Source organism: Pseudomonas sp. NBRC 111143 (assembly GCF_001320965.1).
Taxonomy (GTDB): Bacteria; Pseudomonadota; Gammaproteobacteria; order Pseudomonadales; family Pseudomonadaceae; genus Aquipseudomonas; species Aquipseudomonas machongensis.
This window is the reverse complement of record NZ_BCBT01000023.1, coordinates 1-25,886: the sequence shown is the minus strand read 5'-3', so window position 1 is coordinate 25,886 and position 25,886 is coordinate 1. Positions and strand designations below refer to the sequence as shown.

Annotated in this window: 19 protein-coding genes; 9 read left to right on the top strand and 10 right to left on the bottom strand. The window is 64.5% G+C overall.

The genetic code is table 11. From position 1 onward, the window contains the following. Positions 1-206 precede the first annotated feature (206 nt). Positions 207-7,373 carry a retention module-containing protein gene (locus APH44_RS14350; protein WP_054893268.1) on the top strand — a complete coding sequence of 2,389 codons (7,167 nt, stop codon included), beginning with the start codon at positions 207-209 and terminating at the stop codon, positions 7,371-7,373. A 30-nt stretch (positions 7,374-7,403) separates the two neighbouring features. Here APH44_RS14350 and APH44_RS14345 read toward each other — a convergent pair whose 3' ends face one another. Then, on the bottom strand, positions 7,404-7,766 hold the full coding sequence (locus APH44_RS14345; protein WP_054893322.1) for a YbaN family protein: 363 nt from the start codon (positions 7,764-7,766) through the stop codon (positions 7,404-7,406). A gap of 9 nt (positions 7,767-7,775) precedes the next feature. Then, complete coding sequence (locus APH44_RS14340) at positions 7,776-8,363, bottom strand: YecA family protein (RefSeq protein ID WP_054893267.1); 588 nt, start codon at positions 8,361-8,363, stop codon at positions 7,776-7,778. 243 nt (positions 8,364-8,606) lie between these two features. Between APH44_RS14340 and recQ the strand changes: the two genes are divergently transcribed. Beyond that, positions 8,607-10,754, top strand: coding sequence for a DNA helicase RecQ (gene recQ, locus APH44_RS14335; RefSeq protein WP_054893266.1), 2,148 nt, complete (start codon positions 8,607-8,609; stop codon positions 10,752-10,754). A gap of 180 nt (positions 10,755-10,934) precedes the next feature. Continuing rightward, positions 10,935-11,372, top strand: coding sequence for a MarR family transcriptional regulator (locus APH44_RS14330; RefSeq protein WP_054893265.1), 438 nt, complete (start codon positions 10,935-10,937; stop codon positions 11,370-11,372). Positions 11,373-11,455: 83 nt separating this feature from the next. Here the strand turns inward: APH44_RS14330 and APH44_RS14325 are convergent, their stop codons facing one another. Further along, entirely contained in the window at positions 11,456-13,642 is a 2,187-nt protein-coding gene (locus APH44_RS14325; RefSeq protein WP_054893264.1) for a patatin-like phospholipase family protein, read from the bottom strand. A gap of 68 nt (positions 13,643-13,710) precedes the next feature. Here APH44_RS14325 and APH44_RS14320 point away from each other — a divergent pair, with 68 nt between their 5' ends. Then, positions 13,711-13,992 carry a SelT/SelW/SelH family protein gene (locus APH44_RS14320; protein WP_054893263.1) on the top strand — a complete coding sequence of 94 codons (282 nt, stop codon included), beginning with the start codon at positions 13,711-13,713 and terminating at the stop codon, positions 13,990-13,992. On the opposite strand, the gene APH44_RS14315 is transcribed toward APH44_RS14320, so the two are convergent. Both APH44_RS14315 and APH44_RS14310 read right to left on the bottom strand, forming a co-directional pair. Next, positions 13,993-14,883 (bottom strand): DMT family transporter, encoded by an 891-nt coding sequence (locus APH44_RS14315; protein WP_054893262.1) that lies wholly within the window; start codon positions 14,881-14,883, stop codon positions 13,993-13,995. 114 nt (positions 14,884-14,997) lie between these two features. Then, the gene (locus tag APH44_RS14310) at positions 14,998-15,759 is read right to left on the bottom strand and encodes an AraC family transcriptional regulator (RefSeq protein WP_054893261.1); all 762 of its coding nucleotides are present in this window, start codon (positions 15,757-15,759) and stop codon (positions 14,998-15,000) included. 173 nt (positions 15,760-15,932) lie between these two features. Here APH44_RS14310 and APH44_RS14305 point away from each other — a divergent pair, with 173 nt between their 5' ends. After that, positions 15,933-16,745, top strand: a complete 813-nt coding sequence (locus tag APH44_RS14305) for a UDP-2,3-diacylglucosamine diphosphatase (RefSeq protein ID WP_054893260.1) — start codon at positions 15,933-15,935, stop codon at positions 16,743-16,745. A 21-nt stretch (positions 16,746-16,766) separates the two neighbouring features. Here APH44_RS14305 and APH44_RS14300 read toward each other — a convergent pair whose 3' ends face one another. Further along, positions 16,767-17,078, bottom strand: a complete 312-nt coding sequence (locus APH44_RS14300; protein ID WP_054893259.1) for a DUF962 domain-containing protein — start codon at positions 17,076-17,078, stop codon at positions 16,767-16,769. A gap of 154 nt (positions 17,079-17,232) precedes the next feature. Between APH44_RS14300 and APH44_RS14295 the strand changes: the two genes are divergently transcribed. Beyond that, positions 17,233-18,288 (top strand): AraC family transcriptional regulator, encoded by a 1,056-nt coding sequence (locus APH44_RS14295; protein ID WP_054893258.1) that lies wholly within the window; start codon positions 17,233-17,235, stop codon positions 18,286-18,288. Here the strand turns inward: APH44_RS14295 and APH44_RS14290 are convergent. Further along, on the bottom strand, positions 18,245-19,699 hold the full coding sequence (locus tag APH44_RS14290; RefSeq protein WP_054893257.1) for a TrkH family potassium uptake protein: 1,455 nt from the start codon (positions 19,697-19,699) through the stop codon (positions 18,245-18,247). The genes APH44_RS14295 and APH44_RS14290 overlap by 44 nt on opposite strands. A gap of 178 nt (positions 19,700-19,877) precedes the next feature. Here APH44_RS14290 and APH44_RS14285 point away from each other — a divergent pair, with 178 nt between their 5' ends. Beyond that, entirely contained in the window at positions 19,878-20,435 is a 558-nt protein-coding gene (locus APH44_RS14285) for an NAD(P)H nitroreductase (protein WP_054893256.1), read from the top strand. Positions 20,436-20,494: 59 nt separating this feature from the next. Here APH44_RS14285 and APH44_RS14280 read toward each other — a convergent pair whose 3' ends face one another. Together APH44_RS14280 and APH44_RS14275 are read right to left on the bottom strand one after the other, a co-directional pair. Then, a complete protein-coding gene (locus APH44_RS14280; RefSeq protein ID WP_054893321.1) occupies positions 20,495-21,832 on the bottom strand; it encodes a sensor histidine kinase KdpD in 1,338 nt (445 codons plus the stop codon). A gap of 63 nt (positions 21,833-21,895) precedes the next feature. Next, the gene (locus APH44_RS14275) at positions 21,896-22,312 is read right to left on the bottom strand and encodes a Spy/CpxP family protein refolding chaperone (protein ID WP_054893255.1); all 417 of its coding nucleotides are present in this window, start codon (positions 22,310-22,312) and stop codon (positions 21,896-21,898) included. Positions 22,313-22,456: 144 nt separating this feature from the next. Between APH44_RS14275 and APH44_RS14270 the strand changes: the two genes are divergently transcribed. After that, on the top strand, positions 22,457-23,668 hold the full coding sequence (locus APH44_RS14270) for a winged helix-turn-helix domain-containing protein (RefSeq protein WP_054893254.1): 1,212 nt from the start codon (positions 22,457-22,459) through the stop codon (positions 23,666-23,668). On the opposite strand, the gene APH44_RS14265 is transcribed toward APH44_RS14270, so the two are convergent. Beyond that, positions 23,649-24,995 carry a class II 3-deoxy-7-phosphoheptulonate synthase gene (locus tag APH44_RS14265; RefSeq protein ID WP_054893253.1) on the bottom strand — a complete coding sequence of 449 codons (1,347 nt, stop codon included), beginning with the start codon at positions 24,993-24,995 and terminating at the stop codon, positions 23,649-23,651. The two genes, APH44_RS14270 and APH44_RS14265, sit on opposite strands and share 20 nt — an antisense overlap. A 117-nt stretch (positions 24,996-25,112) precedes the next feature. Between APH44_RS14265 and APH44_RS14260 the strand changes: the two genes are divergently transcribed. Then, a complete protein-coding gene (locus APH44_RS14260) occupies positions 25,113-25,868 on the top strand; it encodes a spermidine synthase (RefSeq protein ID WP_054893252.1) in 756 nt (251 codons plus the stop codon). Positions 25,869-25,886: the final 18 nt, after the last annotated feature.

The window sequence follows — 25,886 nt, the reverse complement described above, 5'->3', positions numbered from 1 at the left end:
TGGAGAGGACAACAACGGCGGAATTTGGCGACAAAAAATTGGCATTAAAATAATGGCCAATTACCACTACCGCACGTGTTGAGCTGTCTTGGTGAAGGCGATTTCTCACCCTTGTGACAGACGCGAGACCCGCAAAGGATCGCTTCCCGCATTACCTGGCCTGTCCGCCACTGCAGAAAGCCAATCGGCAGGGGAGGCGTGCGTTCATGGCTAAATCAATTGGCGTGGTCAGCAAGGTCATAGGTCAGGTATTCGCGGTGGGCAGCGACGGTGCCAAGCGCCTGCTGGTGGAAGGCGATCGGCTGTTCGCGGGCGAGCAGCTGGAAACCGGAGCCGCGGGTGCTGTGGCCGTACGTTTGCACAACGGCGCCGAGCTGACGTTGGGACGAGGTAGCAGCCTGGAGATGACCCCGGACCTGTTGGCCAACCGAGCTCCCCACGTACATGCCCCTGATACGCTGCCCAGCCAGGCGCAGCTCAGCGATGTCGAGCGCCTGCAACAAGCCATTGCCGCAGGTGCCGACCCGACGCAGGAGGGCGAGGCACCCGCCGCCGGGCCTGGCGCCAATGGCGCGCCCGGGGCCTTGGGCGGCGGGCACAGCTTCGTGTTGCTGACCGAAGTGGCCGGGCGGGTCGATCCGACCATCGGCTTCCCCACCGCAGGCTTCAACGGTATTCCGGAACTGGCCAACCGCTACATCGGTACCCTGGATGTCGACAACAACGCAGGGCCGTTCGGGCCTCCGGCCATTCCTCCGATCAATCCGCCTGTAAATCCGCCTGTAAATCCGCCTGTAAATCCGCCTGTCATACCGCCGGACAATCCTGTGACCCTGCGCGGGCTCGACCTGAGCCCCGCCGAACTGACTCTCAACGAAGCGAACCTGCCGTTGGGGTCGGCCAGCAACCCGGCGGCCCTGACCCAGTCCGGCAGCTTCACCGTGGTCGCGCCGGATGGTGTGTTCAACCTCAGCGTCGGTGGTATAAACGTGGTGACTGCCGGGGTGGTGACCGGCGTGGGCCAGTCGATCACCACGGGCCTTGGCAACATCCTCACCATCACCGGTTACAACCCGTCCACGGGCGTGGTCAGCTACAGCTACACCCTCACCGGCGCCGAGCAGCATCCGGACGGAGCGGGCAGCAATGAACTCGGCGAGCATTTCCCGGTGCTGGTCAGCGACACGGATGGCGATGTGGCCAGTGGTTCGCTGGACGTGATCATTCGCGACGATGTGCCCACGGCGGTCAACGACACCAATGCGGTCACTGCCACCGAGCAGCACACCCAACTTACCGGCAACGTGCTGGACAACGACGTCCAGGGCGCCGATCGGGTGGTCGGCGGCCCCGTGGTAGCCGGTACCTACGTCGGAACCTACGGCACCCTGGTGCTCGCTGCGGACGGCTCCTACACCTACACGCTCAACCCCGAGGATGCGGACTTCAAGAACCTCAACGGTGGCGGACATGGCGTCGAGACCTTCACCTACACCCTGAAGGATGCGGACGGTGACACCAGCAGTGCGACCCTGACCCTGAACATCACCAACCTCGACGATCCGGTAACGCTCGGCGGCCTGGATGTGGAGGGCGGTGAACTGACGGTCTACGAGAAGCACTTGAGCAACGGCAGTGCGCCGGACAGCACCGCCCTGACCCAGAGCGGCAGCTTTACCGTCAGTGCACCGGACGGCCTGCAGACCCTGACGGTCGGCGGTATCAGCGTGGTCAGCGGCGGCCTGGTGGCGGGCTTCCCGCAGTCGATCACGACCGCGCTGGGCAACACCCTGACCATCACCGGCTACAACCCGACCACCGGCGTGGTCAGCTACAGCTACACCTTGCTCGGTAACGAAGGGCATCCCGTGGGCGAGGGCACCAACAGCCTGAGCGAGCATTTCAGCGTGATCGCCCAGGACACCGATGGCAGCAGCGCCACGGCCACCCTGGATGTGAACATCGTCGACGACGTGCCCCAGGCGCAGCCCGATTCGGCCAGCGTGGTGGAAGGTGGCACGGTCAGCGGCAATGTGCTGCTCAACGATCAGTTGGGCGCCGACCAGGCTGGCACCAGCAATGTGGTGGTGGGCGCGCGGGCGGGGGCCGACACCTCGACCTCGGTCATCGGCAATCTCAATACCGCGATCGGTGGCCTGTACGGCACCCTGACCATCGATGCCGCCGGCAACGCCACCTACCATGCCAACCCGAATGCCGTGGCGCCGGCCGGTGCCACCGATGTGTTCGTCTATACCATTCGCGACACCGACGGAGACGAAAGCACCACCACCATCACCATCAACGTCAAGGACTGCTCGCTGATCGCCGGGCCTAACGATGGCGTGACGGTGTACGAGAAGGCGCTGGATCTGGTGAAGGATGGTAATGACCTGGCGCCGGGTACCGTCACCGGCAGTGCGCCGAGCTCCACCGGCGAAACCGCCTCCGGTAGCCTGGCGGGTTCGGTGAGCGGTGGCATTGGCGCCCTGACCTATACGCTGGTGGGCAACGCGGTGGGCCAGTATGGCCAGATCCAGCTCAATGCCGATGGTTCCTACACCTACACGCTGACCTCGGCGCCGAAATCGCCGGATAACGTCAATGATGGGCCGAACAGTCTGACCGAGAGCTTCACCTACGAGGTGAAGGATTCGCTGGGCAACTCGACCACCAGCACCATCGTCATCACCATCGTCGACGACGTGCCCAAGGCACACAGCGATTTTGCCAATGTCTTCGAGGGCGGCACGGTCAGTGGCAACGTACTGGTCAACGATGTGTTCGGTGCCGATGTGGTGGCCGATGGCAAATACGTGGTCGGGGTTCGCGCAGGCGGGGACACTTCCACGTCGGCCATCGGCCAACTGGGCGTCCAGGTGGTCGGTCAGTATGGCTACCTGACCCTCGATGCCCAGGGCAACGCGACCTATCACGCCAACCCCGACAGCGTCACGCCGCCCGGTGCCACGGATGTGTTCGTCTACACCATCCGCGATGCCGACGGTGACGAGAGCACCACCACCATCACCATTGATATCCACGACTGCTCGTTGGTCGCGACGCCTGATGGCGGCGTAACGGTGTACGAGAAGGCGCTGGACCTGGTGAAGGATGGCAATGATCTGGCGCCGGGCAGCGTCACCGGCAGCGATCCGCATTCCCCAGGCGAGACGGCATCGGGCTCGCTGGCCGGGTCGGTGAGTGGCGGTATCGGGGCGATGACCTTCACCCTGGTGGGCAACGCCACCGGGCAGTACGGGCAGATTCAGCTCAATGCCGATGGTTCCTACACCTACACGTTGACCTCGGCGCCGAAATCGCCGGGCAACGTCAACGACGGCGCGAACACGTTGACGGAGTCCTTCACCTACCAGGTGAAGGATTCGCTGGGTAATTCGACTACTGGCACCATTGTCATCAGCATCGTCGACGATGTGCCCAAGGCGCACTGCGATGTGGCCAGCGTGACTGAAGGCGGTGTGGTCAGCGGCAACGTACTGGACAACGACATTGTCGGCGCCGATGTGCGGGGGGACGGCCAGTACGTGGTCGGCGTGCGTGCCGGCTCCGACACCTCGACTTCGGCGATTGGCCAGGTCGGCAGCCAGGTCATGGGCCAGTACGGCTACCTGACCGTCGATGCACAGGGCAATGCGACCTATCACGCCAACCCCAACAGCGTGTCCCAGGCCGGCGCTACCGACGTGTTCGTCTACACCCTCCGCGATGCCGACGGCGACGAGAGCACCACGACCATCACCATCAACGTGCACGACAGCAAGCTGGTGGCCTGCGAAGACAGCGAAGTGAAGGTGTATGAAAAAGCACTGGACCTGAACAAGGATGGCAACGACCTGGCGGCAGGCAATGTCACCGGCAGCGACCCGCACTCGACAGCGGAAACTGCATCCGGCAGCCTCGCGGGCTCGGTGGGTGGGGGTGTGGGCGCACTGACCTTCAGCCTGGTGGGCAACGCCACGGGGCAATATGGGCAGATCCAGCTCAATGCCGATGGCTCCTACACCTACACCCTGACCTCGGCGCCGAAAACGCCGGGCAACGTCAATGACGGTGCGAACAGCCTGACCGAGTCCTTCACTTATCAAGTGACGGACTCCGTAGGTAACTCGACCACCAGCACCATCGTCATCACCATCGTCGACGACGTACCCAAGGCCCATTGCGATGTGGCCAGCGTGACTGAAGGTGGTGTGGTCAGCGGCAATGTGCTGGACAACGACATTGTCGGTGCCGATGTACGGGCAGATGGTCAGTATGTGGTCGGCGTGCGCGCAGGCTCCGATACTTCGACTTCGGCAATTGGCCAGCTTGGCAGCCAGGTCATGGGCCAGTACGGCTACCTGACCCTCGATGCCCAGGGCAATGCGACTTATCACGCCAACCCTGACAGTGTGTCCAAGGCCGGCGCTAGCGACGTGTTCGTCTACACCATTCGCGATGCCGATGGTGACGAGAGCACCACGACCATCACCATCAATGTGCAGGACAGCAAGCTGGTGGCCTGTGAGGATCGTGACGTCACCGTGTACGAGAAGGCGCTCGACCTGGTCAAGGACGGTAACGACCTGGCGGCGGGTACGGTCACGGGTAGCGACCCGCACTCAACGGCGGAAACCGCCTCCGGCAGCCTGGTGGGATCGGTCGGCGGGGGTGTGGGTGCATTAACCTATAGCCTGGTGGGCAATGCTGTCGGCCAGTTCGGGCAAATCCAGATCAACGCCGACGGCTCCTACACCTACACCCTGACCTCGGCACCGAAAACGCCGGGTGGGGCGGACGATGGCGCCAATCGGGTTGTCGAGTACTTCACCTACAAGGCCACCGATTCACTGGGCAACAGTGTCACCAGCAGCATCGCGATTTCCATCGTCGATGATGTGCCCAAGGCCGTGTGCGCCGAGCGCAGCATCACGCCCGGCCAGGTGGACTCCAATATCCTGCTGGTGATCGATGTCTCCGGCAGCATGAACTTTGACTCTGGTGTGCAGGGGCTGAGCCGTCTGGCCTTGGCCAAGCAGGCGATCAACGCCTTGCTCGACAAGTACGACGACATGGGCGATATCAAGGTGCAGATCGTCACCTTCGCCACCGGGGCCTGGGTCAAGACGCCGGTCTGGGTGTCGATCGCCGAGGCCAAGAGCATCGTCGCCGGTCTGAGCGCAGACGGCTCGACCTACTACGACTCCGCCGCGACCAAGGCGCAGGAAGCCTTTGTCACCAGCGGCAAGATCGCGGGGGCGCAGAACATCAGCTACTTCTTCTCCGACGGCGTGCCCACAAACGGCCATTCGATGACCGCCGTGCGCGAAACAGCCTGGGAAAGCTTCCTCGACAACAACGGGATCAAGTCCTACGCCATCGGCCTCGGCACCGGGGTGAATCAGGCCAACCTCGACCCGCTGGCCTACGATGGCAGCAGCCATGTCGACACCGACTCGGTGGTGGTCACCGATCTGAGCCAGCTCAGCGCGGTGCTGTCCGGCACGGTACAAGGTGCGCCGATTACCGGCAGCCTTATGAGCGGTGGCCACTTCGGTGCCGATGGCGGCTTCATCAAGGCGCTGCTGGTCGATGGCACCACCTACACCTTCGACCCGAAAGCCAACGCCGGCCAGGGCGGCTATACGGTCGCCGGTGGCCCGGACAAGGCCAGTTTCGACACCGCCGGCAATACCCTGTCGATCAAGACAGCGCTCGGTGGCACGCTGCTGGTGGACATGGACACCGGCGAATTTACCTACACGCCGCCAAAGGACACCGGCAGCAGCCAGGTCGAGAAATTCGGCTTCACTGTCAGCGACAACGATGGCGACACCAGCAGTGCCAGCCTGGTGGTGAAGATCAACAGCAACAGCGCCCCGGTGGCGGGGGCCGACCACATCATCACCAACATCGCCGGTGCCAGCGTCACCGTACCGGCCGAGGCGCTGCTGGCCAACGACAGCGATGCGGATCACGACCACCTGAGCGCTGCGCCCATCACCTTCAACACGGGCTTTGCCGACAAGGGCGCGGGCTTCACGGTGGGCAGCCAGGTGCAAACGCTCAAGTTCGACGGCACCGCCAACAAGCCCGAAAACCAGCTCAAGGACCTGGCGCGCAGTGACTTCACTGCGGTCTCGGGTTCCATGACGGCGGCCTTGGTGATTGCTGGCTACCTGGGTTCGATCAGCACCGGCAATGCCAACGATGAGGACACATTGACCGTAACCCTGCGCAAGGGTGAAAGCCTCAGCCTCGACCATGACCGCCCGGCAGGCAACCTGATGCTGGAATGGAAGGATGCCAATGGCAACTACCAGCCCATCGCCGACGGTGGCAGCTTCACGGCCAGCCACGACGGTGTGTACAGCATTCATGTGATCAACAGCGAGAACGCCCTGGGCAACAGCAAGGCGGCGGAGAACTACAAGCTGAGCCTGGTGATCGACTACAGCCATGCCGAAAACGAGGTCTACCAGGGCAGCTACACGCTCAGCGACAACCATGGTGGCAGCGCTTCCGGGGCGGTGGACATCACCTATCAGGCAGGTCACACCTTGCAGGGCACGGCGGGCGACGATGTACTGCTGGCGGGCAATGGCGATGACACCTTGAACGGTGGTGCCGGTCACGATGTGCTGGTGGGAGGGGCGGGGAACGACGCCCTGTATGGCGGGGAGGGGGATGATCTGCTGATCGGTGGCCCCGGCAACGACCTGCTGGACGGTGGGCCAGGCAATGACACCGCCAGCTACGCGTCGGCCACTGCCGGGGTGACGGTCGATCTCGGCCATGTCGGTGCGCAGAACACCGGCGGTGCGGGGCTCGACACCTTGGTCAGCATCGAGAACCTCATCGGCTCGGACTACAACGACACGCTGATCGGCAACGATGGGGACAATGTGCTCAGCGGTGGCCTGGGGGACGACATCCTCATCGGCGGTGGCGGTAACGACATCCTCATTGGCGGGCCAGGCAACGACACACTCACCGGCGGCAGCGGCAACGATACCTTCGTCTGGCAGAAAGGCGACACCGGGCACGACCGGGTGACCGACTTCACGCCGGGCAGCGACCGGCTCGACCTGTCGCAATTGCTGCAGGGCGAGAACGCCACGGCGGCGTCACTGGATGACTACCTGCACTTCAAGGTCAGTGGCAGTGGGGTCAATGTGGTCTCGACCCTCGAGGTCAGCAGCGTGGCGGGCGCTGCGGCGACCCAGACCATCGATCTTGCCGGTGTCGACCTGGCCCAGCATTACGGGGTGACGGCGGGAGCGGGAGGCATGATCGCGGCGGGGAACGATACCGCGACCGTCATCAACGGCATGCTCAACGATCATTCGTTGAAGGTGGATACCGTATGACGACCGGGCTTGCCTTCTGTAGGCGCGTGTTCAGGGCAGGCGCAGGGTCTTCTGCTTGAGGATGTAGAGGGTGACCAGTACGGCACTGGTGAGCATGAAGGCCCTGGCCCAGAACAGCGGCACCAGATAGCACGAAAGCCCGATGCTCGCCCACATCAGGCCGATGGCGTAGACCTTGCCCTTGAGAGGGATACCGTCGCCGTTGAGGTAGTCGCGAATCCACGGTCCGAGCCTGGGGTGGTTCACCAACCAGTCGTGGAATCGTGGTGAGCTGCGGGCGAAACAGGCTGCCGCCAGCAGCAGGAAAGGGGTGGTGGGCAACACCGGCAGGAAGATCCCCAGCACCCCCAGCGCGACACTGAGCCAGCCGACGGCCAGCAGCAGGTAGCGCACCACTGTGAATCAGTGGTGGCGCGGCTTGAGCAGGGCTGGTTTTTCATCCGGCGCGTGCAGCAGCAGGAACAGCGCGCTGAGTGCCTCGGGAATCTGCACGACCATGTCGTCCTGCAGGTTGGCGTTGCTGGCGATGTCGGCGAACTCAGGTTGCTCGTCGAACAGGCCCGAGCCAACCATGATCGGCAGCAGCATTTCGCTGACTTCCTCTTCGGCGTTCTCGAACCAGGCCTCTTCACGCAGGAATACACCTTCCATGAAGCCGATGCACCAGCCGCGCAGGTCGGAATCGTCCGGCTCGTCGGTCAGGTCCAGCTCGCAGGGCAGGTCGAACTCTTCGTCGCTGGCCAGCTGGCGAGCGATGTGGCCCTTGAGGGCAACCAGCGTCGCTTCGATCTCGGTGCGCTGGGCTTCGCTGGCGTAGTGAGGTTCTTCGGCGAAAAGCGCGTCGATCCATTCGCGCTCGGGGACGTCCTCGGCACAGATCGACAACGCGGTCAGGTAGCCGTGTGCGGCGACGTAGTCCAGTGCTTCCTCGTGCAGTTCGTCGGCGTCGAGGAAGGCTTGCAGGCGGGTCAGTTGCTCGGCGAAGGACATTACAGGGCTACCTTGGGGAATAAACGATAGTGAATTCTAGCACCTTGCAGCCTCGGCGGGGCAAAGGGAACGTCTGTCACCGTAGCCTGCCGCAGAGCAGGGCAGTCGGGTATACTCCGCGGTTTTTCAAGCCAGCTGGCGTTTCTGCGCAGCCCGGCAAAAACCGCTTACGCATTCGGTGTGCGCGCGGCGGATTTATCGTCCAGCCTGTGTCCAGGATGGTACGGCGATTTGGAGTGGCAAATGCTCGAACAGGCTCAGCGCGTCCTCAAGGATATCTTCGGCTACGACAGCTTCCGAGGTCGCCAGGCGGCGATCATCGAATGCGTGGCCAACGGGGGCGATGCACTGGTCCTGATGCCCACCGGTGGTGGCAAGTCGCTGTGTTTCCAGGTGCCAGGCCTGCTGCGGCCGGGCCTGACCGTGGTGGTGTCGCCGCTGATCGCGTTGATGGACGACCAGGTCGCCACCCTCGACGAGCTGGGGGTGGCCGCGGCCGCGCTGAACTCGACGCTCAGCCCCGAGCAGCAGCGCGACCTGGCTGGGCGCCTGCGCCGCGGTGAGGTGAAGATGCTGTACCTGGCGCCTGAACGCCTGGTGCAGCCACGCATGCTGGAGTTCCTGCGCGACCTGGACATCTCGCTGTTCGCCATCGACGAAGCGCATTGCGTGTCGCAATGGGGGCATGATTTCCGCCCCGAGTACCTGCAACTGGGCCAGCTTGCCGAACTGTTCCCGCACGTGCCGCGTATTGCCCTGACCGCCACCGCCGACATGCGCACCCGTGAGGAAATCGTCCAGCGCCTGCACCTGCAGGGCGCGGAGCGTTTCCTGTCGAGCTTCGACCGGCCCAACATCTTCTATCGCATCGTGCCCAAGGAGTCGCCGCGCAAGCAACTGATGGCGTTTCTCGGCGAGCGGCGCGGCAACGCCGGCATCGTCTACTGCCTGTCGCGCAAGAAGGTCGATGAAACCGCCGCCTTCCTCTGCGAGCAGGGATTCCCGGCGCTGCCCTATCACGCCGGCCTGGCTGCAGAGACCCGCTCGGCCAACCAGCACCGCTTCCTCAACGAGGAAGGGCTGATCATGGTGGCCACCATCGCGTTCGGCATGGGTATCGACAAGCCCAACGTGCGTTTCGTCGCTCACCTGGACCTGCCCAAGTCGCTTGAGGCCTACTACCAGGAAACCGGTCGGGCCGGGCGTGATGGCCTGCCGTCCGATGCCTGGATGGCCTATGGCCTGCAGGACATGGTGATGCTCAAGCAGATGCTGCAGAACTCCGAAGGCGACGAACGTCACAAGCGTATCGAACAGCACAAGCTCGACGCGATGCTGGCGCTGTGCGAAGAGACGCGCTGCCGGCGCCAGTCGCTGCTGGCCTACTTCGATGAGGTGCTCGAGCAGCCCTGCGGCCATTGCGACAACTGCGTCGACAATGTGCAGACCTGGGATGCCACCGAGCCCGCGCGTCAGGCACTGTCGGCCGTGTTTCGCACTGGCCAGCGCTATGGGGTCGGCCATCTGGTCGATGTCCTGCTGGGCAAGGATACCGAGAAGGTACGCAATTTCGGTCACGAGAAACTGTCGGTGTTCGGCGTCGGCAAGGCGTTGGGCGAGCACGAATGGCGGTCGCTGTTCCGTCAGCTGGTTGCCCGCGGCCTGGTGGACATCGACCTTGAGGGTTATGGCGGCCTGCGTCTGTCCGACACCTGCCGGCCACTGCTGCGAGGCGAAGTGAACCTGCAATTGCGTCGCGATCTCAAGCCGCAGACCGTGGCCAAGTCCTCGGGCAGTGGCGGCGGCAGCCCAGCCAGCCAGTTGGTGCGTGCCGAAGAGCGCGAGCTGTGGGAAGCGCTGCGCACACTGCGCCGCAAGCTGGCGGAGGAGCACAGCGTGCCGCCCTATGTCATCTTCCCCGATTCGACGTTGCTCGAGATGCTGCGCAGCCAGCCCACTAGTCTCAGCGACATGGCCCAGGTCAGCGGCGTGGGGGCGCGCAAGCTGGAGCGCTATGGCCAGGCGTTCCTGGAAGTGCTCAACGGCGCCGGCGGCACCGAGGAGGCGCCGAAGGTGGTGCTCGACCTGCGGCACGAACTGGTCAGCCTGGCCCGCGCCGGCATGACCCCGGCGCAGATCGCCGGGCAGCTGAACTGCAGCGAGAAGAACGTCTACAGCCTGTTGGCCGAGGCCATCGGGCGCCAGGAGCTGAGCCTGGAGCAGGCGCTGGACTTGCCAGAAGAATTGATGATGGAGGTGCAGGACGCATTCCTCGACGGGGAGGGTGAACTGCCGCCGGTTTCGGCCATCGCTCCGCAGTTTGGCCAACGCGTGCCGGAAGGGGTGCTGTATTGCGTGCGGGCGGCGCTGGCGGCGGAGTTCGAGCTTTGAGGCAGCAGTGCCTGTTGCCGCAAGCGTAGGGTGCCGCTGACAACGCCGGGTATCCCGGCCATTGCTGACCTTTGTCATTCTTCTTGTCGATTATCGGACCTTTCCCACTCGTCGAGCCTTGCCTGATACCCCTGGGCATGATTAGCTGACTAATAATTAGTTCTATCGATCGAGTTGCTTATGCCCCTGACCGACAACCAACACCGCTTCGGCATGCAGCTGGCCCAGATGTCCCGGGGCTGGCGCGCCGAACTGGACCGCCGCCTGGCTGGGCTGAACCTGTCCCAGGCCCGCTGGCTGGTGCTGCTGCACCTGGCCCGTTTCGATGAATCGCCGACCCAGCGCGAACTGGCGCAGAGTGTCGGCGTCGAAGGCCCGACCCTGGCGCGTCTGCTCGACAGCCTGGAAAGTCAGGGGCTGGTACGGCGCCAAGCGGTCATGGAAGATCGGCGGGCGAAGAAGATCCTGTTGTGCCCGCCTGCAAAACCGCTCATCGATCAGATCGAAACCATTGCCAATGCCCTTCGCGCCGAACTCTTCACGGGCGTTGATGAGGCGGATCTGGAGGTGTGCATGCGTGTGCACGCGAAGATTCTTGGCAATCTCGAGAAGTCCTGACCCCCGCACCACGCTTAGCGGTACAAGTAAACGGATAGTGGCTCACGCCCTATCCGTTTTTTTATGTCGCGCCTTCGTACGCTCTAGAAGGTGTGTCCCAGATTCAGGTACACCGCCTTCTGGTGCTCGGTGTTGGCGCCATAACTGATGTTCAGCGGCCCAAGTGGCGTGTCCAGCCCGAGGAAGATGCTTGCGGCGTTGATATAGCCACTGTCGAACTCGTTGTCGTTGTTCCAGGCGCGGCCACGCTCCAGCGAGCCACCCAGGTACAGCGGGAAGTCCAGCGGCAGGTAGGCGCGTGGTGTCAGGCGACGGTAGTAGACCACGCGCATCAGGCTGATGTTCTGCCCCGACACCGAGTCCTGGCGAAAGCCCGATAGTTGCCGAGCGCCGCCAAGCACGAAGCTGGAGGTCACCACCTCGGTATCGTCCAGGGTGCGGCCGTAGCGGCCGCCGAATACCCAGGTGTTCGGCCCGTAGCTCAACGCCTTGTCGATGTTGAACTGCCACTGTCGGTAGTCGCTGTCCGAGTCCAGCGAGCGGTCGTACTTGCGCAAGGTCAGGCCGATGTCTTCGCCGCTGTGGGGGAAGTACACGTTGTCGAGGGTGTCGAAGGAGTATTTCAGTTCGTAGAAGCCTTCATTGAAGCTGACCTTTGGCAGGTCCTGGTCGCCGATGCGCACTTCCGCCTCACCCCAGGCCTTGCCTACGCCCAGGCGTACTTCCCCGTAGGTGCCGATCTGTCGACCCAGGTTCAGACCAAAGCCGTAGCGTTCCAGGCGGTACTCGGCCACCGGGTCGTTGTCCAGGGTCGCTTCGATGTTCTGCGAGCCGAGCGACAGGTACGGGGCGACGAAGTAGCGCGAGCCGACGTCCAGCGGCTGGTAGAACTCGCTGTAGAGCTCCTGCTGATCGCCGATCTGTGCCCGGGTCAACCATTCGGCGCCCAGGCGATTGATGCCGTTCATCCGATAGCTGGCACCCAGATTGAAGGCACTGTCGCCGCGCATGTCATCGGACAGGTTCAGGCCCAGGCGCAGGTAGTCGGTACCGCCGCGTTTACCCCGGGCGTTGATCACCAGCGTGTTCTCCTCGCCCTTGTGCACCACGCGGTACTGCACCCGGTCGAAGTAGTCCAGGCCGTAGAGGGTGCCCATATCGGTTTGCAGGCGCTCCAGCTCCAGCGGCTCGCCCAGGGGCTGGCGGATGTAGTAGCGGATCACGTCATCGCTGACCTTTGAATCGTTCTCCACCTTGATCGCCGTGATGATGGGCGTGCGCTGTTGCGCAGAGCGGGCCACGGCCAACTGGCTGTCGCCGCCAGCCTGGCGCAGCACCGCCAGGCGTGCGTCGAGGGCGCGGGTGGCGCGGTAGCCGGCGTCGATCATGTCCTGGGCACGGCCGAAGTCGGTCACGCCAAAGGCTGCCAGTGCTGGCTGTACCAGGATGTCGTCGCGGTGCAGGCTGGCCAGTTGTTCCTCGGAGTTGCGCCGGGTCATCAGGGTGATCGACTGGTTGAGCACGTCCACGACCGTGGCCAGTTGCTTGCGACTGCGCAGCGGGGTGCCGATATCGACGACGATAGCCATGTCCACGCCCATTTCGCGCACCACATCCACCGGGATGTTGTCGACCATGCCACCGTCCACCAGCAGGCGCCCGTCGAGCTCGACCGGGGCGAACACTGCCGGAATCGACATGCTGGCGCGCACCACCTGAGGCAGGTGACCACGGCGGAACACCACCTTCTCACCGCTGGCGATGTCGGTGGCAACGGCGCGGAACGGGATCGGCAGTTTGTCGAAGTCACGGATGTCAGCGGTGTGGGCCAGCTTGCTTTCCAGCAGCAATGACAGGTTCTGGCCCTGTATCACCCCCAGCGGCAAGCCAAGGCTGCCGTCATCGCGAAAGCTCAGCTTCTGCTTGACCAGGAAATCGCGGTCGTCCTGCTTGCGGCGAAACGGCACATCCTTGCGCGGCGGAGCGTCGGAAAGTGCCTGCTGCCAGTCGAGGGTACGGGCCAGGTGTTCGAGCTCCTCGATGCTGTAGCCGGAGGCATACAGGCCGCCAACCACCGCGCCCATGCTGGTCCCGGCGATGGCGTCGATGTGCACGCCTTGTTCCTCCAGGGCCTTGAGCACGCCGATATGCGCCAGGCCGCGGGCAGCACCCCCCGACAGCACCAGGCCGACCTTGGGCCGAGGCGGCTCCACGGCCAGGGCGGTGAACGAGGTGAGCGCCAGCAACAGGCATAACAGCAGATGATGCATTGTGAGTCTCAACGCGATGGGCAAAGACCGCTAGTATAAGCGGCTCACTCACCAGGAACTGTCTCCACATGGCCGATACCAAGCCAGAAGTTGTCATCACGTATTGCACGCAGTGCCAATGGCTGCTGCGTGCTGCCTGGCTGGCTCAGGAGCTGCTCAGCACCTTCGCCGACGATCTTGCGCGAGTCGCCCTGGAGCCGGGTACCGGTGGGGTGTTTCGCATCACCTGCGACGGCGCGCAGATCTGGGAGCGCAAGCTCGATGGTGGCTTCCCCGAGGCCAAGGTGCTCAAGCAGCGGGTGCGTGACCAGATCGACCCGCAGCGAGACCTGGGCCACAACGACCGTTGATCATGCGCCTTCGGCCAGGCGTTCCCTCCTTGGCGGTGGCTCGGCAGACAGGCGGCTGGAAAGCACGATGGCAAAGATGATCAGCGCCCCGCCAGCGAGCATGCGCAGGGTAGGCGTCTCGGCGAACACCATCCAGGCCACGGCGATACCGTAGACCGGCTCCATGCCGAACACCACCGAGGCGGTGCGGGCCTTGATCACTGCCAGGCTGGCGACGAACAGGCTGTGCGCCACCCCGGTGCAGAAGATGCCGAGCAGGGCGATCCATAGCCAGTCCATGGGCTTCACCGCGCTGAGCCCCGGCAAGGCGAAGGGCAGGAGGCACACACCGACCACCAGGTTCTGGTACAGCGCAGCCTGTACCGCAGGCACGCGGCCTGAGCCGGCTCGATTGGTCAGCGACAGCAGCGAGAACAGCAGGCCCGAAAGCAAGGCCCAGAGCAGGCCGCCCGTGGCTTCGCTGGCCAGGTCGAACGCCGGGGTGACCAGCACCAGGCCGATGCTTACCAGCAGTACCAGCAGGGCTTCGTTGCGACGGATGCGCTCGCGGAACAGCACGCCTTCGAGGATCACGGTGAACGCTGGAAAGCTGGCAAAGCCGAGGGTAGCGATGGCAACGCCGCCGACCCGCACGGCGATGAAGAAGCTCACCCAGTGCCCGGCCAGCAATATGCCGCCAAGCAGCAGGCGCCCCAGGTCCTGGGCCCTGAGTCGCTGCCAGCCCTTGCGGGCGAGGCCGGCGAACAAGGCCAGGGCCAGCACCGCGAAGAGTGCGCGGCCAAAGACGATGACCGAGGGCGTGGCACTGGCGGCCAGTTTGCCGAAGACGCCGGTGAGGCCGAAGAACAGCGCGCCGATGTGCAGGGCGCCGAGGGCAGTACGGTGGTTCATGGTGAGTCCTTGCTCGAGATCTTTGCTGGCACTTGCGCGGGTAGACCGTACCCACAGGCTGGCACAGGCACAGTGTAGAGCCGGTGGAAAACAGATTCTGTCGTCATCCTGGCGTCAGTTGTCGCCAGACTCTCGTCGCAGCGCCAGCGGCGTAAGGCTGAACGCCCGCAATATCGCCGCCGAAAACGCACTCTGCGAGCTGTAACCCACCTGTGCGGCGATTTCACCCATCGGCAGCGAGGTAAGGACGATCAGTTGCCGCGCCTTGAGCAAACGCCGCTGGCGGATGTAGTCCATCGGTGTCATGCCGCATTCCTCGACGAAGCGTGCGTGCAGGCGAGCACCTGACAAACCGGCCAGCCTTGCCAGGTCGGCGACTTGCAGAGGGTGTGCGGCATGACGCTCGATATGTGCATCGAAGGCTGCGTAGGGCAGGCGTTTGCTAGGCGTGGTGGGGGCGGCGGCGGTGTTCAGGCTGGCCAGCAGCAGGAGTGCGCCTTGGCGGCTGATCAGCGGATCGTCCACCGCGCTCGCTGCGAGCCAGTCCACCAGTTGCTGCTGGCGGCCGTCGAGCAGCAGCGTCGCTGGGCGTTCGAGCAGGCGGTGGCTGGCCTCGGCGTGGCCGCCCATCTGCTCGCGCAGCCAGTGTTCGCCTGGTATATCCAGCACCAGGCAGTGGCTGCCCGCGTCGCTGGCGCAGGTGTGGTGAAAACCGGCGGGGACCACGATGAGCCCCTGGCGGTCGATGCGCGTGCCTCGGCCCTGTACTTCGAAATCGAGGTGCCCACGCAGGCCGAACACCAGTTGCGGGTGTTCGTGGCTGTGGGCGAGCAACTCGTCGCGGTAATGGCGCAGGGACAGGATCGGACCGACCATGGGAGCATCCTTGGGGCAGGGGAGCAGTGTATCGCAGTGCCGCGCAGGGGGAGCGGTTTTAGCCGCGAAAGGTAAACAATGCGCGATCCGCGCCCGACCACTCGTCACACGACTGCCACCGATCTGTCATGCGCACCTGCCAGTCTCCTGCAAACAGCGCCGGAGGCCGCCCCATGACACATGCCGAACTTGTCCGTCCGTCACGCAAGCAGCGGGTGCGCACCCTGTGGATCTCCGATGTGCACCTGGGCACCCGGGATTGCCAGGCCGAGCACTTGTCGCAGTTTCTCAAGGGCTACCAGGCCGACCGCGTCTACCTGGTCGGCGACATCATCGACGGCTGGAAGCTGCGTAGCGGTATCTATTGGCCGCAAGCCCATACCAATGTGATTCGTCGCTTGTTGACCATGAGCAAACGCGGTACCGAGGTGATCTACGTCACCGGCAACCACGACGAGTTCCTGCGCCGTTATTCGAAGCTGATCCTGGGCAATATCCAACTGGTCGACGAGGCCGAGCACCTTACCGCCGATGGTCGGCGCCTACTGGTGGTGCACGGTGACCAGTTCGATGTGATCACCCGCTATCACCGCTGGTTGGCGTTTCTGGGCGACCGTGCCTATGAATTCACCCTGGTGCTCAATCGTTGGCTCAACCATTGGCGTGCCCGCTACGGGTATGGCTACTGGTCGTTGTCGGCGTACCTCAAGCACAAGGTCAAGGGTGCGGTGAATTTCATCAGCGACTTCGAGGATGCGATTGCCCATGAGTGCACACGCCGGGGGTTCCAGGGCGTGGTGTGTGGGCATATTCACCACGCCGAGATCCGCAAGGTGGGCGAGGTCGAGTACCTCAACTGCGGTGACTGGGTGGAATCGTGCACGGCGTTGATCGAGCACTGGGACGGCCACATCGAGCTGTACCGTCTGGCCGATGCCCAGGCGCGGGAGACCGAGCGCGTCGCGGCAGTGCGCGAGCCAGCGTAATGCGGCGCGGCCGCAGGCCTCTCAAAGACTGATCTTGCCTCGCAAGATATCGCGGAACATCGCGAAATCACCAATCAGGCTATACAGCGGATACGTGAAGGTGGCCGGTCGGTTCTTCTCGAAAAAGAAGTGCCCGACCCAGGCGAAGCCGTACCCGGCGAACGGTATGGCCAGCAATAGCAGCCAGTTGCCGCTGCCAATGGTGTAGGCCAGCAGGGCGATGACCAGGCTGGTGCCGACGAAGTGCAGGCGTCGGCACGTAGGGTTGGCGTGTTCGCCAAGGTAGTAGGGGTAGAATTCGGCAAAACTGCGAAACTGCGCTGTGCTGTTCATGGGCTGTGTTCCCGCAGGTGCGTTTTTGTTCAGGATACACGGCGTGGAGCCTGTTTCGAGTCTAGAGTCACTGGGAGTGGCTACCAGTGACAATTGGCGCCAATTGAATATCCTTTCGATTCACCGCTGGAGCGGTCAGCACAAGAAGCCTGTCATGAGTGAAAGAACCACGTCAGCCAGCTGGGCATCAGGGATCGTCAAGGCGCTCGAGCTGGAAGGGCTCGACTGTCGTGCCATGTTCAAGCAGCTCGGGCTGGACTTCGCCGCCCTCGATGATCCGGATGCGCGCTTTCCCCAGGACGCCATGACCCGCCTCTGGCAGTTGGCGGTGGAGCTGTCGGGGAACGAGGCCATTGGCCTGAACATGGCGCGAGTGGTGCGGCCGGCGTCCTTCCACGTGGTCGGCTATGCGCTGATGTCCAGCCGTACGCTGGCCGAAGGTTTCGAGCGGCTGGTGCGTTATCAGCGGATCATCGCCGAAAGCTCCGACCTGAGCTTTCGTCTCGGGCCTGAGGGCTATTCGCTGATTCTTACCGTCCACGGTGATCACCTGCCGCCGACCCGGCACAGCTCGGAAGCCTCGCTGGCCTGCGCGCTGTCGCTGTGCAGCTGGCTCAGTGGTCGTCCGGTACAGCCGCGCCGGGTGCTGATCCAGGGGCCGCAACCCAGGAATGTCGAGCCTTATCGGGTCGCGTTCCGCGCGCCACTGGTATTTGGGGCTCCCCACGATGCGCTGGTGCTCGAGCGAGCCGACATGGAAGCGCCGCTGCCCACCGCCAACGAAGCGATGGCAATTCTCCATGATCGATTTGCGGGCGAATACCTGGCGCGCTTCTCGGAAAGTCGCGTCACCCATCGGGTGCGCCAGACCCTGTGCCGTATCCTGCCCCAGGGCGAACCCAAGCGCGAAACCGTGGCCCAGGCCTTGCACCTGTCCCAGCGCACGCTGCAGCGGCGCTTGCAGGAGGAAGGCACCAGCTTCCAGACCCTGCTGGACGACACCCGGCGCGAGCTGGCCGAGCAATACCTGGCGCAGCCAGGCATGACCCTGCTGGAAACCGCTTATCTGCTGGGTTTTGCCGATCCGAGCAATTTCTACCGGGCCTTCCGCCGCTGGTTCGACGTCACGCCCAGCGAGTACCGCGCGCGCCTGGAGGCGTCAGTGGTCAGTGACGCCAGAACGCAGGCATGCACAACACCAGCACCGTGATGATCTCCAGGCGGCCGAGCAGCATGCCGCCGGCGAGAATCCACTTGGCGGCATCCGGCAGGCTGGCGAAGTTGCCGGCCGGGCCGATCACCTCGCCCAGGCCCGGCCCCACGCCGGAAACGGTACTGGCCGCGCCGGTCAGGGCGGTCATCCAGTCCACGCCCAGCAGCGACAGCAACAGGGCGATGACGCAGATGGTCACGGCGAAGAAGAACGAGAAGGTCAGGATCGAGCGCACGATTTCTTCGTCGAGGCGGTGACCATTGTATTTCTGCTTGATCACTGCGCGCGGGTGGATCAGCTGGTTGAGGCTGGCCTTGAGCAGGATGTACGCGACCTGGAAGCGGAAAATCTTGATGCCACCGGCGGTCGAGCCGGAGCAGCCGCCGATGAAGCCGAGATAGAAGAACAGCATCAGCGAGAAGTTGCCCCACAGGCTGTAGTCGCCCAGGGCGAATCCGGTGGTGGTGACCACCGAGGTGACGTTCAGTGCCACGTGGCGGAAGGCGTCGAGCCAGTGCAGGTCGGTGGTGGCCCAATACCAGGTGCCGAGCACGACCCAGGTGGCGACCAGCAACCCGAGCAGCCCCTGTACCTGCTGGTCGCGGATCAGCGCCCGGCGATTGCCGCGCAGGGTGGCCACGTAAAGGGTGAAGGGCACGCTGCCAAGGATCATCACCACCACCGCGACCCAGTGCACCGCAGGAATGTCCCACTTGGCCAGCGACAGGTCGGAGGTGGAGAAACCGCCGGTGGAAATCGCCGACATGGCGTGGTTGATCGCGTCGAAGGGGCTCATCCCCGCCCACCAGAACGCCAGGCTGCCGAGTACGGTGATGCCGACGTACACCGCGACGATGAACTTGGCGACCATATGCGAGCGCGGCATGACCTTTTCCGAACGGTCCGAGGACTCGGTCTGGAACAGGCGCATGCCACCGATGCGCAGCAACGGCAGGATCGCGACCGCCATGCCGATGAAGCCGATACCGCCGAGCCAGTGCAGCATCGAGCGCCACATGAGGATGCCCGGCGACATGTTGTCCAGGCCGCTGAGCACCGTGGAGCCGGTGGCGGTGATGCCGGACATGCTTTCGAAGAAGGCGTCGGTGTAGCTGATGTGCTGGGTTAGCAGGAAGGGCAGGGCGGCGAACACGCAGACCACCAGCCAGCTGCTGACGGTCAGCAGGTACATGTCGCGGGGGCGCAGGTGCACATGTTCCGGGCGGCCTGGCAGGACCATGGCCAGGCCTGCGATGAAGGTGATCAGGCTCGACCAGAGGAACGACGGCATGTCGCCGGTGCGCTCGAAGATCAGCAGGGTCGCCATGGGCACGACCATGCTCACCGCCAGGGTGATCAGGAAGATGCCGATGATGAAACCAATGATCCTTAAGGTCGGCAACGCCATGTGATCTGCTCTGACTCGAAACGGAAAGGGCGCCATTCTACCTGTGGGTCGCGGGATGTAAACGTGTGCCCGGCGGTGGGGGTGCGGACTTTTGATCGCGATCGCGGACAAGTCGGCTCCACATGTGCGCGAGGTCCTTTAGAATGGCGGCACATTTCTTCTGCCAGGAGGGTAGCCGATGGAGGCTCTCGACGCATTGCTCAACCGTGTTTCCGTGCCACGCCTGACCGAACCTGCGCCCAATGCCGCCCAACGCGAGGGGTTGTTCCAGGCGGCGCTGCGTGCGCCGGACCACGGCCAGCTGCGCCCGTGGCGTTTTCTGACCATCGAAGGGCAGGGGCGCGAGAAGCTCGGCGAGCTGTTCGCCGAAGCGGTGCAGGCCAAAGGCGATGCCAGCCAGGCGGCACTGGACAAGGCCCGGGCCATGCCGCTGCGCGCGCCCTTGCTGATCGTGGTCATTGCCCGTCTGCAGGATCACTTCAAGGTGCCGAAGTCGGAGCAGCGTCTGGCTGCCGGTTGTGCGGCCCATGGCATCCTGATCGCCGCCCATGCTCAGGGCATCGGCGCCGTGTGGCGCACTGGCGACATGGCCTTCGATGCCCATGTGAACAAGGGGCTGGGGCTGGCGGAGAACGAAGAGCTGATCGGGTACCTGTACCTGGGCACGCCGATCAATGAGCCGCGCACCCCGCCAGTGCTGGAGACGGCCGAGTTCGTCAGCGCCTGGGGCGAGTGATCGGGTGAGGGAGTGGGCTGCTGTGCAGCCCAATCGCGGTGCAAGTCGGGCTTGTACGGTCAAGCAGGTGCTTGGGCCACCGGCAGCTCCAGCCGCGCGACAAAGCCCCCCTGCGGATGATTCTCCAGCACCAGCGTCCCGCCATGTCGCTCGGCCGCGCGCCGGGCGATCGCCAGGCCAAGCCCGTGGCCCGGCGCGTCCTGCCCCGGCGCGCGGAAGAACGGCTCACCCAGCTGCGCAAGGTGTTCTGGCGCCACACCGGGGCCGTGGTCGCGCACGCTCAGCAGCAGGTGTTCCTGCTCGCGGCTGGCGCGAATCTCGATGGGCTGCCCTGCCGGGCTGAAGCGCAGCGCATTGCGCACCAGGTTGTCTACCGCCCGCTCCAGCAAGGTTGGCCAGCCCTGCAGGGTCAGCCCTGGCTCGGCCTCCAGGCGTACTTCCTGTTCCGGCACGCTGAGCTGGGCATCCTTGCGCACGCTGCCGAGCAGTGCGTTGAGGTCGACGGGCTCGGCATGCGCCTGCTCGGCATCGACCCTGGCGAGCACCAGGATTTCGCTGATCAGGTCTTCCAGCCGGTCGCACTCGCGGGTCAGGCGCGGCCAGAGGGCCTGGCGCTGTTCGGGCTCGGCGCGTTCGGCCAGGGCCAGGGCGATGCGCAGGCGCGCCAGCGGCGAGCGCAGTTCGTGGGAGACGTCACGGAGCAATTGGCGCTGGCTGCCGATCAGACTTTGCAGGCGGGCGCCCATCTTGTTGAAGTCGTTGGCCAGGACGCCGAACTCGTCGCGGCGTACCGCCAGTCGCGCCAGGCTGTTCTGCTGGTAGCTGGTCTGGCCCAGGTCGTGCACCGCACCGCGCAGGCGGCTGAGAGGGCGGGTGATCGAGAGGGTCACCAGCAAGCTGAACAAGGTCAGCACCACCAGGGCGATTCCCAGGGCGCTGAGCGGCCAGATCAGGCTTTCACGGTGCCAGGCCATCAGCTCCGGGTGGGGGATGCGGTAGATCAGCAGGTAGGTTTCGCCCGTGGCAGGGCTGGTGTACTCCTCGGTGAGGCGGCGCCAGGGCAGGCGCCGCTCGTCGTTGTGCTGGCGTCGCTCGAAATCTTCGGCGCGACGCGGGAAGGTTCCGGGTACCACGGCATCGCCGCTGTCGTCGAGCACCTGGACGTCGATCTTGTAGCGCTGCTTGCGTCGTTCCAGAAAGCGCTGCGATGCCTCCAGGCCTTCCTGTTCATAGTGCTGTACCCAGCGGCTGGCCAGGGTGTTCAGGCCCGGGTGGCGGCTGAGAATCCAGGCGTCCTGGTTGAGCATGTGGCCGAGCAGGATCGACAGGCCCGCAACCAGGGCGATGGCCAGCCAGAAACTGGCCAGGATGCGCCAGAACAATGAACGCAAGACGATTACCTCCCACACACGAGAAAGGCCCGGCCCGCATTGACGCGAGCCGGGCACCGGTCGGACAGCTTACTGGGCCTTGGCGGCTTTTTCAGCTTTCCATGCCTGGAACTGCTGCCATTCAGCCTTGTCTGCCGCGCGTTTGCTCTGCAGTTCGTCGAACTGCTTCTGTTGCTCTGGCTTGAGCAGGGCACGGATCTGGCTCTGGGTCTTGTCGTGACCGGCCTTGATCTCGTCCTGCATGGCTTTCTGGTCCGCCGCCGGCAGCTTGGCCAGGTAGCGTTCGGTGACGTCGCGGCGCTGCTTCATCTGCTCACCCATCAACTTGCCGATCTGCTGGCGCTGGTCGCGGGTCAGGTCAAGCTGCGCGAAAGGCGCATCACCGCGGTGATGCGGGCCGTCACCGCGTGGGCCGCCGTCTGGCATGGCCATGGCTACGGTCGGCAGGGCTGCGGCGAACATCAGGGCGATAAGGGTCTTGCGCATGGTGTTTCTCCTTTCTGAGGCCGGTGGTTACCGGATGAGCCCAGTCTAGGGAGATCAAGGTCAAGGGCGGTCAGGGCAGGGTAAAGGCTGGGTAAAGACGGTCATGGCGCTACACTGTGACCCGACTTGCCGTGGAGCCTTGCCGTGACCCTCAGCCTTTCCCTCAAGCAGGCCCGACGCCTGGCCCTGTCCGCGCAGGGCTTCGGTAAGCCCCAGGCCGCGACGCCGGCTGCGCTCAAGCGCATGCTGCAGCGTCTGGGCGTGGTGCAGATCGATTCGGTCAATGCGCTGGTGCGCTCGCACTACCTGCCTCTGTTCTCACGCCTGGGCGACTACCCTACCGAATTGCTCGACCAGTTGGCCTGGGGCCGTGGGCGTCAGCGCCAGTTGTTCGAGTATTGGGGGCATGAGGCGTCCTTGCTGCCGCTGTCGCTCTATCCGCTGATGCGTTGGCGCATGGCGCGGGCGCAACAGGGCGAGGGTATCTACCGGCAGTTGGCGCAGTTCGGCCGCGAGCGTCAGGATGTCATTGCCCGCGTGCTGGCTGCGGTGCGTGACCAGGGCGCCTTGGGCGCCGGAAGCCTGTCGACCCGGCAAGAGCGCGCCGGCCCATGGTGGGACTGGAGCGAGGAGAAGCATGCCCTGGAGTGGCTGTTCGCGGCCGGGCGGGTCACCGTCGCCGGGCGCCGCGGGTTCGAGCGCCTGTACGACCTGCCGGAGCGCGTGCTGCCGGCGACGATCCTCGATCAGCCCGAGCTATCCGACAGCGAAGCCCAGCAGGGACTGTTGCTGCAAGCCGCCACGGCCTTGGGCGTGGCGACCGAGCAGGACCTGCGCGACTATTTCAGGCTCACGCCTGCGCAGGCGCGGGCCGCCCTGGTGCAGCTGCTCGCCGAGGGTCGCCTGCAACACTGCACGGTGCAGGGCTGGAAGCAGCCGGCGTACTGCGCCGGCACGCCGCGCATTCCCCGGCGTGTGGAGGCCAGTGCCTTGCTTTCGCCGTTCGATTCGTTGGTCTGGGAGCGCGCCCGTACCGAGCGGCTGTTCGACTTTCGCTACCGTTTGGAGATCTACACCCCGGCGCACAAGCGAGTGTATGGCTACTACGTGTTGCCGTTCCTGCACGACGGCCGTATCGCCGCGCGCCTGGACCTGCGTGCGGAGCGAGCACGCGGTGAGCTGGCGGTGCATGCCGTGCATGAGGAGGTCCAGGGGCTGGATGAAGAGGGCTTCCAGGCCCTGGCCCGCAGCCTGGAACGGCTGGCGGGGTGGCTGGGCCTGGAGCGGGTGCGCCTGGATTGCGCGCGCGAGTCGGCAGGGCCGTTGCGTCAGGCCCTCAGCGACGCACCTGCTTGAGGGTTTCGGCGATCAGGAAGGCCAGTTCCAGTGATTGATCGGCGTTCATCCGGGGGTCGCAATGGGTGTGGTAGCGGTCCGACAGGCCATCTTCGGTGATCGGCCGGGCGCCGCCGATGCATTCTGTGACATTCTGCCCGGTCATTTCGATATGGATACCCCCGGCGTGGCTGCCTTCGGCCTGGTGCACCTGGAAGAACTGCCGCACTTCGTCGAGGATCTGCGCGAAATCGCGGGTCTTGTAGCCACTGCTGGCCTTGATGGTGTTGCCGTGCATCGGGTCGGAGCTCCACAGCACCTGGCGCCCCTCGCGCTCGACGGCGCGGATCAGCCCGGGCAGGTGATCGCCGACCTTGTTCGCCCCCATGCGCACGATCAGGTTCAGGCGGCCGGGGTCGTTGTCCGGGTTGAGCACGTCGATCAGGCGGATCAGATCCTCGGTGTTCATGCTTGGACCGACCTTGACCCCGATCGGGTTGTGCACGCCCCGCAGGAACTCCACGTGGGCACCGTCGAGCTGGCGGGTGCGGTCGCCGATCCACAGCATGTGCGCCGAGCAGTCGTAGTAGTCCCCCGTCAGGCTGTCGCGGCGTACGAAGGCTTCCTCGTAGTTGAGCAGCAGCGCCTCGTGGGCGGTGAAGAAGCTGGTCTCGCGCAGTTGCGGTGCGCTGTCCAGGCCGCAGGCACGCATGAAGGCCAGGGTCTCGTCGATGCGATCAGCAAGCTGATGGTATTTGTCGGCCAGCGCCGAGTTGGCGATGAAATCCAGGTTCCACTTGTGCACCTGGTGCAGGTCGGCGAAGCCGCCCTGGGCGAAGGCGCGCAGCAGGTTGAGGCTGGCGGTGGCCTGGTGGTACGCCTGCAGCAGGCGCTCAGGGTCGGGGACGCGGCTGGCGGCGTCGAAGCCGATACCATTGACGATGTCGCCGCGGTAGGCGGGCAGGGTGACCTGGCCGATGGTTTCGTCGTTGGCCGAGCGCGGTTTGGCGAACTGCCCGGCCATGCGTCCGACCTTCACCACCGGGCAGCCAGCGGCGAAGGTCATGACGATGGCCATCTGCAGCAGCACCTTGAAGGTGTCGCGGATCTTCGCGGCGGAGAACTCGGCGAAACTCTCGGCGCAGTCGCCACCTTGCAGCAGGAAGGCGCGGCCCTGGGTGACCTCGGCGAACTGGCGGCGCAACTCGCGGGCTTCGCCGGCGAACACCAGCGGCGGGTAGCTGGCCAGGGTCTGCTCGACCTTGAGCAGGTGAGCGGCGTCGGGGTAGGTCGGTTGTTGCTGGATCGGCAGGGCGCGCCAGCTGTCGGGGGTCCAGGGTCGGTTCATCACGGGCTCGATGTGGTCGGTTCAGGCGTACCTGCCATGGTAACAGTTGGCAGCGCGCTTGTTGCACCGCAGGCATTGGCGGACAATGCCGGTTTTTGTGTGTGCAGGTGGCAGGCGATGGCGACGGAGCGGGAAGAACGGCTGCTGGCCCGGGTGGAAGATGCCTACGGGGTCATCAGTGTGTACGAGGTCGAGGATTATCGCTTCCTCGAATTCGGTGACGCCATCGAGCAGAGCTGTACCTTCACCGCCGACCCCAGTTGGCTGGAGTACGACTACACGCGTGCGATGCTGGTCGGTGCACTCTGCCATCCGCAGCCGGAGAGCGCACTGTTCCTGGGGCTGGGGGCCGGTACCCTGACCCAGGCCTGCCTGAAGTTCCTGCCGCTGGAGGATGTCGAGGCCATCGAGCTGCGCCCGGACGTGCCGCGTCTGGCCATGGAATACATGGGGCTCGATGATGATCCGCGCTTGTACGTGCGCGTTGGCGATGCCCTGGAACTGCTGCCCACGGCTGAGAAGGCCGACCTGATTTTCGTCGATCTCTATACCGATCATGGCCCGGGCGTAGGCCATCTGGCCTGGGGCTTTCTGGAACAGTGCCAACAGCAGCTCAATCTGGGAGGCTGGCTGGTGATCAACCAGTGGGCCAGCGACGATGGTCGGCCTTTGGGTGCGGCATTGTTGCGTGGGTTGTATCACCGGCATTACTGGGAGCTGCCGGTGAAGGAGGGCAACGTGATCCTGCTGGTGCCGGCGGATCTGGAGCAGGCACTGGATCTGGAGGGTTTGCAGGCGCGGGCCGAGGCGTTGGCAGCGCGGCTGGGCTATTCGCTGGACTACCTGATTCGCGAAGTTCGGCCGGCGAGCTGAGCGTAAAGCTGCGGCGTA

Excerpts from the sequence above, each read along its gene's own strand:
- recQ (WP_054893266.1), top strand. The coding sequence starts at position 8,607 with ATGCTCGAACAGGCTCAGCGCGTCCTCAAGGATATCTTCGGCTACGAC.
- APH44_RS14300 (WP_054893259.1), bottom strand. The coding sequence starts at position 17,078 with ATGAACAGCACAGCGCAGTTTCGCAGTTTTGCCGAATTCTACCCCTAC.
- APH44_RS14325 (WP_054893264.1), bottom strand. The coding sequence starts at position 13,642 with ATGCATCATCTGCTGTTATGCCTGTTGCTGGCGCTCACCTCGTTCACC.
- APH44_RS14330 (WP_054893265.1), top strand. The coding sequence starts at position 10,935 with ATGCCCCTGACCGACAACCAACACCGCTTCGGCATGCAGCTGGCCCAG.
- APH44_RS14290 (WP_054893257.1), bottom strand. The coding sequence starts at position 19,699 with ATGGCGTTGCCGACCTTAAGGATCATTGGTTTCATCATCGGCATCTTC.
- APH44_RS14260 (WP_054893252.1), top strand. The coding sequence starts at position 25,113 with ATGGCGACGGAGCGGGAAGAACGGCTGCTGGCCCGGGTGGAAGATGCC.
- APH44_RS14275 (WP_054893255.1), bottom strand. The coding sequence starts at position 22,312 with ATGCGCAAGACCCTTATCGCCCTGATGTTCGCCGCAGCCCTGCCGACC.
- APH44_RS14285 (WP_054893256.1), top strand. The coding sequence starts at position 19,878 with ATGGAGGCTCTCGACGCATTGCTCAACCGTGTTTCCGTGCCACGCCTG.
- APH44_RS14310 (WP_054893261.1), bottom strand. The coding sequence starts at position 15,759 with ATGGTCGGTCCGATCCTGTCCCTGCGCCATTACCGCGACGAGTTGCTC.
- APH44_RS14320 (WP_054893263.1), top strand. The coding sequence starts at position 13,711 with ATGGCCGATACCAAGCCAGAAGTTGTCATCACGTATTGCACGCAGTGC.
- APH44_RS14315 (WP_054893262.1), bottom strand. The coding sequence starts at position 14,883 with ATGAACCACCGTACTGCCCTCGGCGCCCTGCACATCGGCGCGCTGTTC.
- APH44_RS14350 (WP_054893268.1), top strand. The coding sequence starts at position 207 with ATGGCTAAATCAATTGGCGTGGTCAGCAAGGTCATAGGTCAGGTATTC.
- APH44_RS14305 (WP_054893260.1), top strand. The coding sequence starts at position 15,933 with ATGACACATGCCGAACTTGTCCGTCCGTCACGCAAGCAGCGGGTGCGC.
- APH44_RS14265 (WP_054893253.1), bottom strand. The coding sequence starts at position 24,995 with ATGAACCGACCCTGGACCCCCGACAGCTGGCGCGCCCTGCCGATCCAG.
- APH44_RS14340 (WP_054893267.1), bottom strand. The coding sequence starts at position 8,363 with ATGTCCTTCGCCGAGCAACTGACCCGCCTGCAAGCCTTCCTCGACGCC.
- APH44_RS14295 (WP_054893258.1), top strand. The coding sequence starts at position 17,233 with ATGAGTGAAAGAACCACGTCAGCCAGCTGGGCATCAGGGATCGTCAAG.